The following is a 15,530-nucleotide window of genomic DNA, read 5'->3' on the forward strand; positions in this document are numbered from 1 at the left end:
GGTGGCGTCCGCGCTCCACAATGAGTGCGCGTCCCCTTCGCGCGACAGGAGCAGGCCATGACGGATCCCGTGGCGGACTTCCACACCTGGGGCATTCCCAGCCGCACCTTCCTGTTTCTCTACCTGGCGGCGGCGCTCGTCCTCGTCGTCGGCACCCTGATCCACCGCCGGGCGGTGCTGTCCGGCCGCTCCTCGCCCCCCGCCGACCAGCTCGGCCCGCAGCAGGTCGCCTACCTCAACGGCGGCGAGAACCTGGCGGTCTGGACCGCCATCGGCGCGCTGCGCGGACAGGGCGTGATCGGGGTCGACAAGCAGCACCGGCTGACCGCCGACGCCGCCCTGCCTCCCGGCGCGACCCCGCTCGACCGCGCCGTCCACCACGCCGCCGGTCAACGCCTCCCCGCCCGCCGGGTCATCGCGACCGAGTGGGTGAGCCGGGCACTCACCGAGCTGCGGGACGACCTGGACCGGCACGGACTGCTGGTCACCCCGGAACAGCGGACGGCCCTGCGGATCGGCCCGCTGCTGATGGCCGTGCTGTCCGCAGTCGGCATCGCGCGCATCTTCGCCGGCGTGGCCAACGGGCGACCGGTCTGGTATCTCATCGTCGTCGTCCTCGCACTGAGCGTGCTGAGCACCCTGCTGTTCGCCCTGGTGCCCCGACGGACCAAGGCCGCCGACGCGGCGCTGCGGTTGCTCCGCATGCGCAACCACCACCTGGCGCCCCGCAGCAATCCGTCGTACGCCACCTACGGTGCTGCCGGCACCGCGATGGCGGTGGCCCTCTACGGCAGCGCCACGATCTGGGCCATGGACCCCACCTTCGCCCAGCAGGCCGAGCTCCAGCGCCAGGCGGCGACCGGCACCAGCGGTACCGCCGCCTGCGGCGGTGGCAGCACTGCGGGCGCGAGCGACAGCGGCGGCGGCTGCGGTGGCGGTGGCGGAGGCGGCGGCGGGTGCGGCGGTGGTGGGTGCGGCGGATGACCGGCCCGCACGGGGTGGGCATCGGCTGGCGGCCGGAGATCGCCGGATTCGTCGCCGATCTGCCCGGCCTGCGTTTCGTCGAGGTGGTCGCCGAGGGGGTGTCCCCCGCCGACCCACCGGACGGGTTGGTCGCGCTGCGTCGACGCGGCGTGACGGTGGTGCCACACGGGGTACGACTCTCCCTCGGCGGCACCGAACCGGTCGAGCCGGCCCGGGTGGGCCACCTGGCGGCGGTCGCCGAACTGGTGTCAGCGCCTCTGGTCAGCGAACACATCGCCTTCGTCCGGGCCGGTGGGCTGGAGGCCGGGCACCTGCTGCCGCTGCCCCGCACCCGCGAGGCGGTCGACGTGGTCTGCGCCAACGTCGCGCGAGCCCGGGCCGACCTGCCGGTGCCGATCGCGCTGGAGCCGATCGCCGCGCTGTTCGACTGGCCGGACGACGAACTCGACGAGGCCGACTTCCTCACCGAGATCCTGGACCGCACCGACGCGCTGCTGCTACTCGACATCGCCAACGTGCACGCCAACGCCCGTAACCGGGCCACCGATCCGCTGGACCTGCTGGACCGGCTGCCGTTGGAGCGCGTCGCGTACGTGCACGTCGCCGGTGGCGCCGACCACGGTGGCTTCTACCACGACACCCACACCGACCCGATCGGTCAGGACGTCATCGACCTGCTCGCCGAGTTGTGCGCACGCCAGCGGCCACCGGCGGTCATGCTGGAGCGCGACGGGCACTACCCACCCGCCGCCGAGCTGCACGCCGAACTGGACGCCATCGCCACCGCCTGCGGATTCCCGGTGGTGACGTGAGCGCCGACGCCGACGAGCCGCCCACGCCGGGCGACACGCTGGCCGAGCGACAGGCACGACTGGTGGCCGCGCTGGTGGCCGGTGGCCCGCCGCCTCCGGGGTTCGCTCCCGCACCGCTGGCCGCCGCGCGCGCGGCACTGCTGCGCAAGCGGGCCGGTGAGGTCGCCCGGCACTGGCCGCTGCTCAGCGCCGCCCTGGGCGCACGCTGGCCGTCGACCTTCCTCACCTGGGCCGCCGACCGGCCCACCGGTGGCGGCCTGCGCGACGGTTGGGACCTCGCCCGCGCGTTGCGCGACCGCGCCGAACTGCCACCGCTGGGCGCCGAGGAACTCGCCGTGCGGGAGGCCACCCTGCGCTACGACGGCCGGCGGGCACCACGCCCCCGCCGATCCCCCGCACTCGCACGCGTCGACGGCGCTGTCGCGGTCCAACTAGCCGGCCGCGTACGCCTCCTCCGGACGTAAGGAAGGGCACCCTGCTAACGCCTGCGGTATAGGAAGGGCCCCCTCCTTACATCCGGGCCAGCGGCGGTGCGCGGACCCGGGGATGCCGGACGTGCACCGGCTGCGGCAGGATCGGTGGCATGGATCTAGGACTCACCGACCGGGTGTACGTGCTCACCGGCGCCTCGCGCGGCCTCGGTCACGCCACGGCACGGTGCCTGGTCGCCGACGGCGCCCGGGTGGTGCTCTCGGCCCGGCACGCCGACACGGTGGCCGCCGCCACCGCCGCCCTCGGCGGACCGGAGCACGCCGTCGGCATCACCGCCGACCTCACCGACCCGGATACGCCCGAACGGCTGGTGCAGGCCGCGCACCAGCACTTCGGCCGACTCGACGGCGCCCTGGTGTCGGTGGGCGGGCCGCCTCCCGGCAGCGCCGCCTCGGTCGACGACGACCAGTGGCGAGCGGCCTTCGAGACCATCTTCCTGGGCAGCGTACGAACGGTGCGCACGGTGGCCGGGGCGCTGCCCGACGGAGGCGCCATCGCACTGGTGCTGTCCACCTCGGCGCGGGGCCCGGTCACCGGGCTGGGCATCTCCAACGGGCTGCGCCCCGGTCTGGCCGGGGTCGCCAAGGACGTCGCCGACGAGTACGGCCCTCGGGGCGTACGGGTGGTCGGGCTGCTGCCGGGACGGATCATGACCGACCGGAACCGGGAACTCTTCGCCGCCAGCGGCGACCCCGAACGGGCCCGCGCCGAGGCCGAGGCCGGCATCCCGCTGCGCCGCATCGGCGACCCCGACGAGTTCGGGAGGGTGGCCGCGTTCGTGCTCTCCCCGGCCGCGAGCTACCTGACCGGGGTCACCATCCCGGTCGACGGCGGCGCGCTGCGCGGCCTGTGACCAGGCAACCGGAGAGCGGCCAGCCGGAGACCGGGCGGCCTGGGGCCGGGCAGCCGGGCGACGGCCCGAGCCGGCGCACTCGCCGCGCGGCGGAACCGGGTCCCGGACCTGCGCCGCGGACCGGTCGCGTGGACCGGGGGTACCGGCCGACCCGCGAGGAGTTGGCGGCGGCGGTGGACCGGCTGCTGCCGGACGTCATCGTGCCCGGGTTGGACGTACTGTTCGTCGGGATCAACCCCGGGCTGTGGTCGGCCGCGACCGGCTGGCACTTCGCCCGCCCCGGCAACCGGTTCTGGCCGGCACTGCACCGGGGCGGGTTCACTCCGCGCCTGCTGCATCCCAGCGAGCAGAACGAGTTGCCGGGGCTCGGGCTGGGCATCACCAACGTGGTGGCCCGGGCCAGCGCCCGCGCCGACGAACTGTCCGCCGCCGAACTGGTGGACGGGGCACGGGAGCTGACCGGCAAGGTGGCCGCGTACCGACCGCGTTGGGTGGCGGTGGTCGGGGTGACCGCGTACCGGATCGGTTTCGCCCGCCCGAAGGCCACCTTCGGTCGGCAGCCCGAGTCGCTGGCCGGCGCCCGTCTCTGGGTGCTGCCCAACCCGAGTGGCCTGAACGCCCACTACACCCCGCAGGCGCTCGGTGCCGCCTTCGCCGAACTCCGCGAGGCGACGAACCGGCAGTGAACGGCGGTCAGTTGGCGGCGGCGGGCGGCAGCGCCTCGTCCGCGAGGTACTCCCGCGACGGGATGATCACCGGCTCCATCATGGCCTGGTCGGTGTGCGGGGTCGGCGAGTCGGCGACCGCGAACTGGGTGCGGTACAGCTCGGCGTAGAGGCCACCGACGGCGACCAGCTCGTCGTGCCGCCCACGCTCGACGATGCGGCCCTCGTCGAGGACGAGGATCTGGTCGGCGTCGCGGACCGTGGAGAGCCGGTGCGCGATGACCAACGCGGTACGCCCGGTCAGCGCCACCGCCAGCGCCCGCTGCACCGCCGCCTCGCTCTCCGAGTCGAGGTGCGCGGTCGCCTCGTCGAGGATCACGATCGACGGTGCCTTGAGCAGCAGCCGGGCGATCGCGATGCGCTGCTTCTCGCCGCCGGAGAAGCGGTAGCCGCGCTCGCCGACGGTGGTGTCCAGCCCGTCGGGCAGCGCCCGGACCAGGTCGGCGACCTGCGCGCCGGCCAGTGCCGCCCACAGCTCGTCGTCGGTGGCGTCCGGCTTGGCGTAGCGCAGGTTCTCGGCGATCGTCTCGTGGAACAGGTGCGAGTCCTGGGTGACCACACCGATCTCGTCCCGCAGCGAGTCGAGGGTGGCGTCGCGTACGTCGACGTCGCCGACCAGCACCTGACCGTCGCTGACGTCGTAGATGCGGGAGATCAGCATGGACAGCGTGGACTTGCCCGCGCCGGAGGGCCCGACCAGGGCGACCATCTGCCCGGGCTCGACCCGGAAGGAGACGCCCTTGAGCACCGGTTCGTTGACCGTACGGTCCAGCGTGGCGACCTCCTCCAGCGACGCGAGGGAGATCTCGGCGGCGCTCGGGTAGCGGAAGCGCACGTCGCGGAACTCGACCCGGCCGGCGTCGCGGGGCACCGGGACGGCGTCGGGCCGCTCCTTGATCGCCGGGTCCAGGTCGAGCACCTCGAAGACCCGGTCGAACGAGACCAGCGCGCTCATCACGTCGACCCGGACGTTGCTCAGCGCGGTGAGCGGACCGTAGAGCCGGGTGAGCAGCAACGCGAGCGTCACGACCGTACCGGCGCTGACCTCGCCGGTGACCGCCAGCCATCCGCCGAGCCCGTAGGTGAGCGCCTGGGCCAGCGAGGCGACCAGCAGCATCGCCACGAAGAACGTCCGCGAGTACATCGCGGAGGTGATGCCGATGTCCCGGACCCGCTCGGCGCGGGCGGCGAACCGGCCGGCCTCGGCGTCGGGACGGCCGAAGAGCTTCACCAGCAGCGCGCCCGCGACCCCGAACCGCTCGGTCATGGTCGCGTTCATCTTGGCGTCGAGGTTGTACGACTCGCGGGTGATCTCGGCCAGCCGCCGGCCCACCCGGCGGGCCGGGATGATGAACACCGGCAGCAGCACCAGCGACAACGCGGTGATCTGCCAGGAGAGGGTGAGCATCACGGCGGCGGTGAGCAGCAGTTGGATCACGTTGCTGACCACGCCGGAGAGCGTCGAGGTGAAGGCCCGCTGGGCCCCCATCACGTCGTTGTTGAGCCGGCTGACCAGCGCACCGGTCTGGGTGCGGGTGAAGAACTGCAACGGCATCCGCTGCACGTGGTCGTAGACCCGGGTACGCAGGTCGAGGATGATGCCCTCGCCGATGCGCGCCGAATACCAGCGCTGCGCGAGGGAGAGCATCGCGTCGGCGACGGCCAGGCCGGCGATGAAGAACGCCAACCGGATCACCAGCGCGCCGGCCTCGGAGCCGCCCCGGGTGATCGCGTCGATGACCTGACCGGCGAGCAACGGGGTGGCCACCCCGATCACCGCCGCGACGATCACGGTCAGCAGGAACACGACGATGTCGCGCCGGTACGGCCGGGCGAACGCCACGATCCGCTGGGCCACCCCGCGCTGCAACCGGTGACTGGAGATCTCGTCACCGTTACGCATCGATCGCAGCATGCTCCAACCGCCCATGCCGCCGGCGGCCATCGGGTTGGACACACACACCTCCGGGAAGGGCCTCAGTACGCCGTCGGGTCAATTCTCCCGACAGCTACGACAACCTCGTGAGTAACCCGGATCTTCCCGAACGGTCCTTACTATTCTGCGTACCCGGCGAGATCGCGGATCCGTCGGGTCTGTGCCTCCCGCTCGGCCCGCTGCTGCTCGGCGTGCGTCCGCCCGGACGCACCGGCGAGCAGCGCCTTGATCTCCACCACCGCGTCACGCTGGTGCGCCACCAACCCGGCGGTGAGGTCGCGCACCGCGTCGTCCAGCTCCGCGTTCGGCACCACCAGGGTGGCCAGGCCGAGCCGGTCCGCCTCGGCGGCGTCCATCCGCCGGGCGGTGGTGCAGATCTCCAGCGCACGGGCGTAGCCGACCAACTCCACCAGGCGCTTCGTGCCGGCCAGGTCCGGGACCAGGCCCAGCGTCACCTCGGCCATGGACAGCTTCGCGTCCTGCGCCAGCACCCGCAGGTCGCAGGCGAGGGCGAGCTGGAACCCGGCACCGATGGCATGCCCCTGCACGGCCGCGACGGAGATGACGTCCGGACGGTGCAGCCAGGTGAAGCCGCCCTGCAGGGCGGCGATCCGGTCGGCGCACTCCGCCTCCGGCAGCGCAGCCAGCTCGGCGAACGATCCCGGCCCGGTGGCGCCCACGACCGCCAGGTCGAGGCCGGCGGAGAACGCCCGCCCCTCACCCCGGACGACCACGACACGTACGTCACCGGGCAGGTCCCGGGAGAAATCGCTCATCGCGCGCCACATCGACGGGGTCTGCGCGTTGAGCACGTCGGGCCGACACAGGGTGACCGTGGCGATCGGCCCGTCACACTCCAGCCGGACCCCGGTCGCCTCGGTGGTCACCGGGCGGCCCGGGTCGCGGTGGTGGTGTACGACGCTGACGGGCGGGTCACGCCTTCTTGCGGCGCCGGGCGCCGCCGCGCTGCCGCAGCTGCACCCCGGACTCGGTGAGCACGCGGTGGATGAACCCGTAGGATCGGCCGGTCGAGGCCGCGAGAGCACGGATGCTCTCTCCTCCGGTGTACCGCTTGACGAGGTCCTTGGCGAGCGTCTGACGCTCGGCTCCGACGATCCGGCGACCCTTCTCAGTGCTGGTGGCTGTGCCAGTGGCTGCCATGCTGTGTCCTCACGTCCCAGACTGTGCGGTTCGGATACGGTCCCACCTATTAGACCGCCTCGAACGATCATGCGCCAGATATCAACTATTCGCCAACCGACACGCTATGCAATGTCAGCTTCCCGATAGGTGACGACAGTCGGCACCCGAGAGCGTGCCGGCACACCGGACCGGCCCTCGACGACCGCGCCCTCGCCCGCTGACCCGGTGTGGGTTAGGAAGGGACCCCTCCTATACACCGGGCGTTAGCAGGGTGCCCTTCCTTGCATCCGGTCAGGCCAGTTCGACCAGTTCCAGCAGGTCGTCGCTCCAGGCGTCCTCGTCGCCGTCGGGCAGCAGGATGGCCCGGTCCGGCTTGAGCGCCAACACCGCGCCCGGGTCGTGGGTGACCAGGACGATCGCCCCCGGGTACCGGGCGATCGCGTCGAGCACCTGCTCCCGGCTGACCGGGTCGAGGTTGTTGGTCGGCTCGTCCAGCAGCAGCACGTTCGCGCCGGAGCAGACCAGGGTCGCCAGCGCCAACCGGGTCTTCTCGCCACCGGAGAGCACCCCGGCGGGCTTGTCCACGTCCTCACCGGAGAAGAGGAACGCACCGAGGATCTTGCGCAGTTCCGTGTCGGTCTGCTCGATCGAGGCGGCCCGCATGTTCTCCAGCACGGTCCGCCCGACGTCGAGCGTCTCGTGCTCCTGCGCGTAGTAGCCCAGCCGCAGCCCGTGCCCGGGCCGTACCTCGCCGGTGTCCGGCTTGAGCAACCCGCCGAGCATCCGCAGCAGCGTGGTCTTGCCGGCGCCGTTGAGCCCCAGGATGGCCACCCGGGAACCCCGGTCCACCGCCACGTCGACGTCGGTGAAGATCTCCAGCGACCCGTACGACTTGGACAGGCTGTTCGCGGTCAGCGGAGTCTTGCCGCACGCCGCCGGGGCCGGGAACCGCACCTTGGCCACCTTGTCGGCGACCCGGACCTCCTCCAGACCCGACATCAGGCGCTCGGCCCGGCGGGCCATGTTCTGCGCGGCCACCGTCTTGGTGGCCTTCGCCCGCATCTTGTCCGCCTGGGCCATCAGCGCGCCGGCCTTCTTCTCGGCGTTGGCCCGCTCCCGGCGGCGTCGCCGCTCGTCGGTCTCCCGCGCCTCCAGGTACGCCTTCCAGCCCAGGTTGTAGACGTCGACCACGGAACGGGTGGCGTCCAGGAACCAGACCTTGTTGACCACCGATTCCAGCAGGTCACCGTCGTGCGAGATGACCACCAGACCGCCCTTGTGGTTGGCCAGGAAGCCGCGCAGCCAGGTGATCGAGTCGGCGTCGAGGTGGTTGGTGGGCTCGTCGAGCAGCAGGATGCCGCCACCGTTGTCGCCCGCGTCCCGGAACAGGATCCGGGCCAGCTCGATGCGACGACGCTGACCACCGGAGAGGGTGCCGATGGTCTGGGCCAGGGCCCGGTCGGGCAGCCCCAGGTTGGCGCAGATGCGCGCCGCCTCGGCCTCGGCCGCGTACCCGCCGAGCGCGGCGAACTGGTCCTCCAGCGCGCCGTACCGACGGACCAGCTTCTCGTCACCGCCGTCGGCGAGCTTCGCCTCCAGGTCCTTCATCCCGGCCATCAGGGTGTCCAGGCCCCGCGCGGAGAGCACCCGGTCGCGGCCGGTGACCTCCAGGTCGCCGGTACGGGGGTCCTGCGGCAGATAGCCGACGGGGCTGCGCCGGTCGACCTGCCCGGCGTACGGCTGGCCCTCACCGGCCAGCACCTTCAGCGTGGTGGTCTTGCCGGCGCCGTTGCGGCCGACCAGGCCGATCCGGTCCCCCGGCTGCACCCGCAGCGTGGTGTCGGACAGCAGGATCCGGGCACCGGCGCGCAGTTCCAGGCCGCTGGCAGTGATCATGTCGGGGTACTCGCTCTCGGGATCCGCAGGGCTGACTCAGGGCACACGAAAGCGCCGGCGGATCATGGTGACCCGTCGGCGCGGGGCGTTCAGCCTTCGCAGAGCAGCACGGCTCGATTGTACCGGGCCCCGGTGAACGGCGAACGCGGATTACCGAGCAAGATCGTCGGGTACCGATTCGCCGTCCGGAACGGTTCCGGCCCGCGAGCCACCGACTGATCGGGGTCATGATGGAGCTGAACGAGAACGCGCGGATCGACACCAGCCAGGTGGAGGACCGGCGAGGCGGCGGTGGAGGCGGCGGCGGGCTGGGCATCCCCATCCCGATCGGCGGTGGCCGCGGCGGCATCGTCGGGCTCGTCATCGCCGTGCTGGTGGCGCTGGTCGGTGGCGGCTTCGGACTGAACGCCATGACCGGCGGCGGCGAGCAGGGCGACAACACCGCGTTGGAGCAGCGCTGCGAGGCCCCGGACGCGCTGGAGCAGCTCGACTGCCGCAACAACCTCTACGTCAACTCGATCCAGGCGTACTGGCGCACCGCCCTGCCCGAGGCGTTCGGCGAGCAGTACCGGCCGACCCGTACCGTCTTCTTCGACCAGGCCGTCAGCACCGCCTGCGGTCAGGCCGACTCGGGCGTCGGCCCGTTCTACTGCCCGGCCGACTCGCTGGTCTACATCGACCTCTCCTTCTACGAGGTGCTCGCCACGCAGCTCGGCGCCACCGGTGAGTTCGCCCAGCCGTACGTGTTGGCCCACGAGTACGGCCACCACGTGCAGAACCTGCTCGGCACCAACGAGCAGGTCCGCCGCCAGCAGCAGCGCGACCCCGGCAACGCCAACGACCTGTCGGTGCGCCTGGAGTTGCAGGCCGACTGCTTCGCCGGCGCCTGGGCCAAGAACGCCACCGGCACCGCCGACGATCGCGGCCAGAAGATCTTCAACAGCATCACCGAGCAGGACATCGCCGAGGCCATCGACACCGCCGAGGCCATCGGCGACGACGCCATCTCCCGGCGCGCCGACCGACCGGTGAACCCGGAGGAGTTCACGCACGGCTCCTCGGCGGACCGCAAGCGCTGGTTCAGCCGCGGCTACGAATCCGGCACCCCGGCCTCCTGCGACACCTTCAGCGGCGCGATCTGACGCGGTGCGGACCGCCCCGGTCGACGCCCTTCGTCGGAGGCGTCGACCGGGGCCGGTCCGTGCCGCTCAGTCGGGGTCGCGGATCAGGATGTGCACGGCGCGGGCGGCGGCGGTCGCGGCCAGCAGCACCGCATACCGAGGCTCGGGTACGTCGAGCAGCCGGTCGGCGCGCAGCGCGGCGAGTGCGGTGAGCCGACGGTCGGCCAGCACGGTGTCCACGGCCCGCCGGTCGCCACCGGCCACCACCGCGTCCAGCCGCTCTGCCTGTGGCAGCAGCAGGCGGACCGCCAGGTCGACCGCGTCGGCGAGCGCGGCCTTGGCCTGGTTGTCGCGCCGCCGGGCGAACCGCTGCTGCGACCAGCCACCGGCCGCGGTACGCCCCTGCACGTACCGCGTGTCGACCTTGTGTACCGGCAGCTCCTCCCCCTCCGCGACGCCGACCGCCACCGCGCCCTTGCGCGCCAGCAGCAGTCCGATCCGGCGGGGTACGACGGCCTCCGCGACGAAGGTTTCCAGGTCGGCGGTGACCGGCGCGCCCGGTGGGGTGTGCAGTTCGGCGGTGGCACCGTCCGGGGCGGCGAGCAGGAGTCCGTACTCCTGTGCGGTGGCGGCGAACGGGCCGTGCCGGTCGGCGAAGCCGGCCACCCAGCGTTCGGTCCGGGCCGGGTCGACCTCGACCCACCGGCCTCCCCCGGCGGCGGGTCGGCTGCTCATCACCCGACCTTACGGCAGGCGGGCGGGCGGGACGGCACCGCCGGGCGGGGACAGGTGGCGGCGGGCCCCTCAGTCGCTCGCCGCGAGGTGGACCAGCAGGTCGGCGGAGCGGCTCGACTCGGCGATGACGGCCGCATTGGCCTGGTCGCTGCCCTTCGCCCAGGCCCGGGCCGCGTCGGGCGTCTTGCCGAAGGCGACGTGGCGGGCGACGAGCCGGTCGAGGCGTACCTCTTCGGCCACCTCCAGATACCAGGTGGTGTCGAGCAGGTCGCGGACGAACTTCCACGGATGGGAGTCGAGCAGCAGGTAGTTGCCCTCGGTGACGACGATCGGGGTGGTGCGGGGCACCGGGATGCTGGAACCGATCGGCTCCTCGATGTCGCGGCGGAAAGTCGGCGCGTAGACGACCTCGTCGGTCTGGTCGCGTAGTCGGCGGAGCAGGGCGAGGTAGCCGTCCGCGTCGAAGGTGTCCGCAGCGCCCTTGCGGTCGGCGCGGCCGAGTGCGGCGAGGACCTCGTTGCTCAGGTGGAAGCCGTCCATCGGCACCAGGACGGCGTCCGGACCGAGCAGCCGGACGAGGGCCTCCGCGACGGTGCTCTTGCCGGCGCCGGGCGGACCGACGATGCCGATGAGCGTCCGGTCGGCACCCGCCGACATCGCCCGGGCGCGGTCGGCGAGTTCGGCGAGCGTGAGCGTGTCAGCCGGCGGCCAGGACACTGTCCACGCTCCCCGGTGCCGGGTGGGTGCCGCGTCCGCATCCGCACGAGTCGCGGTGCCGGAAGGTGGCCGGCACCACCACGGACTGCGGCACCCGGTCCGGTCGCCGGATCCGGGCGAGCAGGAGTTCCACGGCGGTCGAGGCGAGCCGGGCGGCGTCCTGCGCCATCGCCGAGATCTGCGGGTCGAACAGGTCGGCCCACTCGAAGTCGTCGTAGCAGACCAGGGCGATGTCGTGGGGCACCTTCAGCCCGGCACGCCGGATGGCGCGCAGCGCGCCGAGGGTCATCTGGTTGTTCGAGACGACCAGGGCGGTGGCCGGACCGTCCGAGGCGAGGTGTTCGAGGAGACGCTGCTCGGTGACGCGTTCGTCGGACTCACCGGCGATGACCAGACTCGGATCGTCCGCCAGCCCCAACTCGGCGACGGCCCGGTGGTAGCCGGCGAGCCGGTCCTGGGCCGACATCTCCCGCACGGCACCCCGCACGTAGCCGATCCGGTGGTGCCCCTGGGCCGCCAGGTGGGCGGTGAGGTGATGGATCGAGTCCAGGCACTCGGAGTACACCTGGTCGCCCGGAAGCGCCGACCGGCGGTCGAGGAAGATGGTCGGCAACTGATCGTCGAGCAGCTTCCGCAGGCACTGGGTGAGTTCGCTGTTGCCTTCGAGCGGATTCACGATGAGGCCGCTCACCCGCCGGGCCAGCAGGTGGTTGATGACGTCCAACTCGACCTCGGGGTCGTCGTTGGTGTCGGCCAGGATCAGGGTGTACCCGGCCCGGCGCAGGTGCCGCTCGATGTCCCGGATGAGCGCGGCGAAGTACGGGTTGGTGACCACGGACATCGCCAGCCCGATGGTGTCCGTGGACTGGGTGGCCAGGGCCCGGGCGGCGAGGTTGTGCCGGTAGCCGGTCGACTCCAACGCCTTGCGCACGAGTTCCTCGGTCTCCGGGGCGACCTTGCGTGTCTTGTTGAGCACATGGGACACGGTCGTCGTCGACACCCCGGCGATCCGCGCTACCTCGGCCATCGTCGCCACGTCGTTTTGCACCCTTTCCCCCGGCTCGCGACCGGCCCCGCGACTGCGGGGACCACGGCGAGAAGGAGCTCAATCTAGCCAAAAGCAAGCCCTTGCGCAAGCGGTTGCGCGGGGGTAAAGTTCCGCCATCTTCGAGGTGCGCAAGCGGTTGCGCATCCATCGGAGCGCTGGTGGGGATGTCCGACGGCGCGACACGGCCCGGCAGGACTACGGGAGGCGGAACTCCCCTGAGGTTGGTCTGACTAGTCGACAAGGATCTGGTGGCATGAAGAGGACATTCCGGACAGTTATCGGTGTAGCCATGGCCGGCACGCTCGCCTTCTCGGTGGCCGCCTGTGGGAACGACTCCGCCGGGGACGGCGGCGAGGGGCAGCTCACCATCGGGTTCGTCCCGGGCATCGCCTCCGACCCGTTCTTCAAGGCCATGCAGGTCGGTGCCGAGGCGAAGGCACAGGAGCTGGGCATCAGGCTGCTGTGGCAGGGCGCGCCCGACGAGTACTCGCCGCAGTCGCAGATCCCGTTCGTCGACTCGATGCTCACCCAGCGGGTGGACGGGCTCGTCCTCGTCCCCACCGACCCGGACGCGCTACAGCCCAGCGTCACCAAGGCGCAGTCGGCGAACATCCCGGTCGTGACCGTCGACACCACGGTCACCGACCAGAGCTACCTCACCTCGGCGATCACCGGCGACAACCGCGAGGGCGGCCGGCAGGCGGCGCAGACCCTGGCCGAGCAGATCGGGGAGTCCGGTGAGGTCTTCCTGATGTCCGGCTCGCCGACGGCGACCACCAACCAGCTCCGCGAAGAGGGCTTCACCGAGGAGCTGAAGAAGTACCCGGGCATCACCCTCGTCGGCAAGGAGTACGCCAACAGCCAGCCGGCCCGGGCGACCTCCGCGGTCAACACGATCCTGCTGAAGCACCCGAACCTCAAGGGCATCTTCGCCGTGGACGGTACCTCCGGCTCCGGCACCGTGGCCGCGCTGCGCAACGCGGGCAAGGCCGAGCAGGTCAAGCTCATCGGCTACGACGCGTACGAGAACCAGGTGGCCGACCTCAAGGCCGGCATCTACAGCGCCCTGGTCGCGCAGAAGCCCGGCGACCAGGCCGCGCTCGCCCTGCAGAACCTGGTGGACACGATCCGCGACCAGAACGTCGACGGCATCGAGAAGGACGTCGTGATGACGAACGTGGTGATGACCAACGACAACCTGGCCGAGACCGAGCAGTACCAGTACCCGACCCAGTAGCCGGCGACCAGGGGAATGCGGATCTCCAGAGGAGGAGCGCCATGACGGCCGACACCACACAGGCGGCGAGCGAGACGCGCGGCAGCCGCCTGCTGGCGACACTGATGCGGCAGGACGTGATCCTGCTCGGCGTCCTCGTCGTCATGGTGGTCTTCTTCACGGCGATGAACCCGCTGTTCTTCAGCCGGTTCGCCTTCGCCAACATCCTGCAGGACTGGGCCCCGGTCATCCTGCTGGCGATCGGGCAGACGTACGTCATCATCACCGGCGGCATCGACCTGTCGGTCGGGTCCACGCTCGGGCTGAGCGGCGTCGCCTGCGCGATGACGATGAGATCCCTGAACGAGGGTGGCACGGCCACCGCCACGACGATCGCCGTCGGCGTGGTGGTGGCCCTCGCCACCGGTCTCGCGGTCGGCCTGGTCAACGGGCTGCTCATCACCCGGGCCAAGTTGGCACCGTTCATCGCCACGCTGGCCACCATGGGCGCCGCCGCCGGGCTGACCCTGGTGCTGACCGGCGGGGTCCAGATCGCCGGCGGCCCCGCCGAGGTGATCCGGCTCGGCAACACGCAGTACCTGAACCTGCTGACCATCCCACTGATCGTCGTGCTCGCCGTGCTGGCGGTCGCGTGGCTGACGCTCAGCTTCACCCGGTTCGGCCGCTGGACGTACGCGGTGGGATCCAACGGCTTCGCCGCCCGGGGTGCCGGGATCAACGTCGAACGGCACCTGTTGAAGGTGTACATGCTGGCCGGGTTGCTGGCCGGGTTGGCCGGCGTGTTCGTCTACTTCCGGCTCGGCTCGGGCTCGCCCACCTCGGGACAGGGCCAGGAGCTGGCGGCGATCGCCGCGGCGGTCATCGGCGGCACCAGCCTGGCCGGTGGCATCGGGCGGATGTCCGGCACCGTGCTCGGCGCGCTCATCACGACGGCGGTGCTGAGCGGCCTGATCCTGATCGGCGTCGCACCGAACTGGCAGCAGGTGGTCATCGGCGTCCTGATCGCGGTGGCGGTCGGCGTCCAGCAGATCAACGTCCGTACCAGGAGGGGAGCCGGCCGTGGCTGACGCACCCATCTACGAGGCCCGCGAGGTCACCAAGTCCTACGGCAGCGTCCGGGCGCTGACCGACGTCAACCTGTCCGTCCGGGCCGGTGAGATCATCGGGTTGGTCGGCGACAACGGAGCCGGCAAGTCGACCCTGGTGAAGGTCCTCTCCGGCGCGCACCGGCCGGACACCGGCAGCGTCTATCTCGACGGCGTGCCGCAGGAGTGGAAGTCGCCGCACGACGCGCTCCAGGCGGGCATCGAGACGCTGTACCAGGACTCGGGCCTCTGCCCCGACCTCACCATCAGCGGCAACGTCTTCCTCGGACGGGAACGCCGACGGCCGGGGCTGCTCGGCAAGCTCGGGTTCCTCGACAACAAGGCGATGGCCCGGGTCGCGCACGAGGAGTTGGAGCGGGCCGGGATCGGCCTGACCACCGGCGTACGTCGCAACGTCAACCAGCTCTCCGGTGGGCAGCGGCAGGCCGTGGCCATCGGCCGTGCCGTCGCCTGGGCACGCAAGGTGATCATCCTGGACGAGCCCACCAACCACCTCGGTGCCCGACAGTCGGGTGAGGTGCTGAAGGTGATCGCGGGAGCGCGGGAACGCGGTCTGGGCGTCATCTTCATCTCGCACACGCTGCCGCACGTGCTCCAGGTGACCGACCGCATCGTCGTGCTGCGCCTGGGCCGGGTCGTGGCCGACGAGCCGACGTCGTCGTTCACCCCGGACTCGCTGCTGAAGGTGATCACCGGTCTGCACGCTCCCGAGCCGAAGGGCTAGG

Annotated in this window: 16 protein-coding genes; 9 read left to right on the plus strand and 7 right to left on the minus strand. The window is 71.7% G+C overall.

What is annotated here, in order from left to right:
- Window positions 1–57: 57 nt before the first annotated feature.
- The 5 genes from ACIBMZ_RS11755 to mug all read left to right on the plus strand — a co-directional run bounded on the left by ACIBMZ_RS11755 (window position 58) and on the right by mug (window position 3,827).
- Window positions 58–984, plus strand: a complete 927-nt coding sequence (locus ACIBMZ_RS11755) for a TIGR04222 domain-containing membrane protein (protein ID WP_396692779.1) — start codon at window positions 58–60, stop codon at window positions 982–984.
- Window positions 981–1,796, plus strand: coding sequence for a DUF692 domain-containing protein (locus ACIBMZ_RS11760; RefSeq protein WP_396692781.1), 816 nt, complete (start codon window positions 981–983; stop codon window positions 1,794–1,796). The genes ACIBMZ_RS11755 and ACIBMZ_RS11760 overlap by 4 nt, the downstream gene beginning before the upstream one ends.
- A complete protein-coding gene (locus ACIBMZ_RS11765; RefSeq protein ID WP_396692783.1) occupies window positions 1,793–2,260 on the plus strand; it encodes a hypothetical protein in 468 nt (155 codons plus the stop codon). The genes ACIBMZ_RS11760 and ACIBMZ_RS11765 overlap by 4 nt, the downstream gene beginning before the upstream one ends.
- A 119-nt stretch (window positions 2,261–2,379) precedes the next feature.
- Entirely contained in the window at window positions 2,380–3,141 is a 762-nt protein-coding gene (locus tag ACIBMZ_RS11770) for an SDR family oxidoreductase (protein ID WP_396692784.1), read from the plus strand.
- Between the two features lie 128 nt (window positions 3,142–3,269).
- On the plus strand, window positions 3,270–3,827 hold the full coding sequence (gene mug, locus ACIBMZ_RS11775; protein ID WP_396692785.1) for a G/U mismatch-specific DNA glycosylase: 558 nt from the start codon (window positions 3,270–3,272) through the stop codon (window positions 3,825–3,827).
- Window positions 3,828–3,834: 7 nt separating this feature from the next.
- Here mug and ACIBMZ_RS11780 read toward each other — a convergent pair whose 3' ends face one another.
- The 4 genes from ACIBMZ_RS11780 to ACIBMZ_RS11795 form a co-directional block, all read right to left on the minus strand.
- On the minus strand, window positions 3,835–5,811 hold the full coding sequence (locus ACIBMZ_RS11780) for an ABC transporter ATP-binding protein (protein ID WP_396693494.1): 1,977 nt from the start codon (window positions 5,809–5,811) through the stop codon (window positions 3,835–3,837).
- A 110-nt stretch (window positions 5,812–5,921) separates the two neighbouring features.
- Window positions 5,922–6,689, minus strand: coding sequence for an enoyl-CoA hydratase/isomerase family protein (locus ACIBMZ_RS11785; protein WP_396692786.1), 768 nt, complete (start codon window positions 6,687–6,689; stop codon window positions 5,922–5,924).
- 46 nt (window positions 6,690–6,735) lie between these two features.
- Window positions 6,736–6,963: a helix-turn-helix domain-containing protein gene (locus ACIBMZ_RS11790; RefSeq protein WP_007072022.1), complete on the minus strand. Its 228-nt coding sequence runs from the start codon at window positions 6,961–6,963 to the stop codon at window positions 6,736–6,738.
- Window positions 6,964–7,236: 273 nt separating this feature from the next.
- The gene (locus ACIBMZ_RS11795; protein WP_396692790.1) at window positions 7,237–8,841 is read right to left on the minus strand and encodes an ABC-F family ATP-binding cassette domain-containing protein; all 1,605 of its coding nucleotides are present in this window, start codon (window positions 8,839–8,841) and stop codon (window positions 7,237–7,239) included.
- Window positions 8,842–9,071: 230 nt separating this feature from the next.
- Here ACIBMZ_RS11795 and ACIBMZ_RS11800 point away from each other — a divergent pair, with 230 nt between their 5' ends.
- Window positions 9,072–9,983 (plus strand): neutral zinc metallopeptidase, encoded by a 912-nt coding sequence (locus ACIBMZ_RS11800; RefSeq protein WP_396693496.1) that lies wholly within the window; start codon window positions 9,072–9,074, stop codon window positions 9,981–9,983.
- 66 nt (window positions 9,984–10,049) lie between these two features.
- Here ACIBMZ_RS11800 and ACIBMZ_RS11805 read toward each other — a convergent pair whose 3' ends face one another.
- From ACIBMZ_RS11805 to ACIBMZ_RS11815, 3 genes are all read right to left on the minus strand, one after another.
- Window positions 10,050–10,697: an acVLRF1 family peptidyl-tRNA hydrolase gene (locus ACIBMZ_RS11805; RefSeq protein ID WP_396692792.1), complete on the minus strand. Its 648-nt coding sequence runs from the start codon at window positions 10,695–10,697 to the stop codon at window positions 10,050–10,052.
- A gap of 69 nt (window positions 10,698–10,766) precedes the next feature.
- Complete coding sequence (locus ACIBMZ_RS11810; RefSeq protein WP_396692794.1) at window positions 10,767–11,414, minus strand: nucleoside/nucleotide kinase family protein; 648 nt, start codon at window positions 11,412–11,414, stop codon at window positions 10,767–10,769.
- Window positions 11,395–12,441, minus strand: a complete 1,047-nt coding sequence (locus ACIBMZ_RS11815; protein ID WP_396692796.1) for a LacI family DNA-binding transcriptional regulator — start codon at window positions 12,439–12,441, stop codon at window positions 11,395–11,397. The genes ACIBMZ_RS11810 and ACIBMZ_RS11815 overlap by 20 nt, the downstream gene beginning before the upstream one ends.
- Before the next feature lie 274 nt (window positions 12,442–12,715).
- Here ACIBMZ_RS11815 and ACIBMZ_RS11820 point away from each other — a divergent pair, with 274 nt between their 5' ends.
- The 3 genes from ACIBMZ_RS11820 to ACIBMZ_RS11830 are packed head-to-tail and all read left to right on the plus strand — an operon-like array spanning window position 12,716 to window position 15,529.
- Window positions 12,716–13,699 (plus strand): ABC transporter substrate-binding protein, encoded by a 984-nt coding sequence (locus tag ACIBMZ_RS11820; protein ID WP_396692798.1) that lies wholly within the window; start codon window positions 12,716–12,718, stop codon window positions 13,697–13,699.
- 41 nt (window positions 13,700–13,740) lie between these two features.
- Window positions 13,741–14,766, plus strand: coding sequence for an ABC transporter permease (locus tag ACIBMZ_RS11825; RefSeq protein WP_396692800.1), 1,026 nt, complete (start codon window positions 13,741–13,743; stop codon window positions 14,764–14,766).
- A complete protein-coding gene (locus ACIBMZ_RS11830; protein ID WP_396692802.1) occupies window positions 14,759–15,529 on the plus strand; it encodes an ATP-binding cassette domain-containing protein in 771 nt (256 codons plus the stop codon). The genes ACIBMZ_RS11825 and ACIBMZ_RS11830 overlap by 8 nt, the downstream gene beginning before the upstream one ends.
- The last annotated feature ends 1 nt before the right edge of the window (window position 15,530 follow it).

Source organism: Micromonospora sp. NPDC049900 (assembly GCF_044461025.1).
Taxonomy (GTDB): Bacteria; Actinomycetota; Actinomycetes; order Mycobacteriales; family Micromonosporaceae; genus Micromonospora.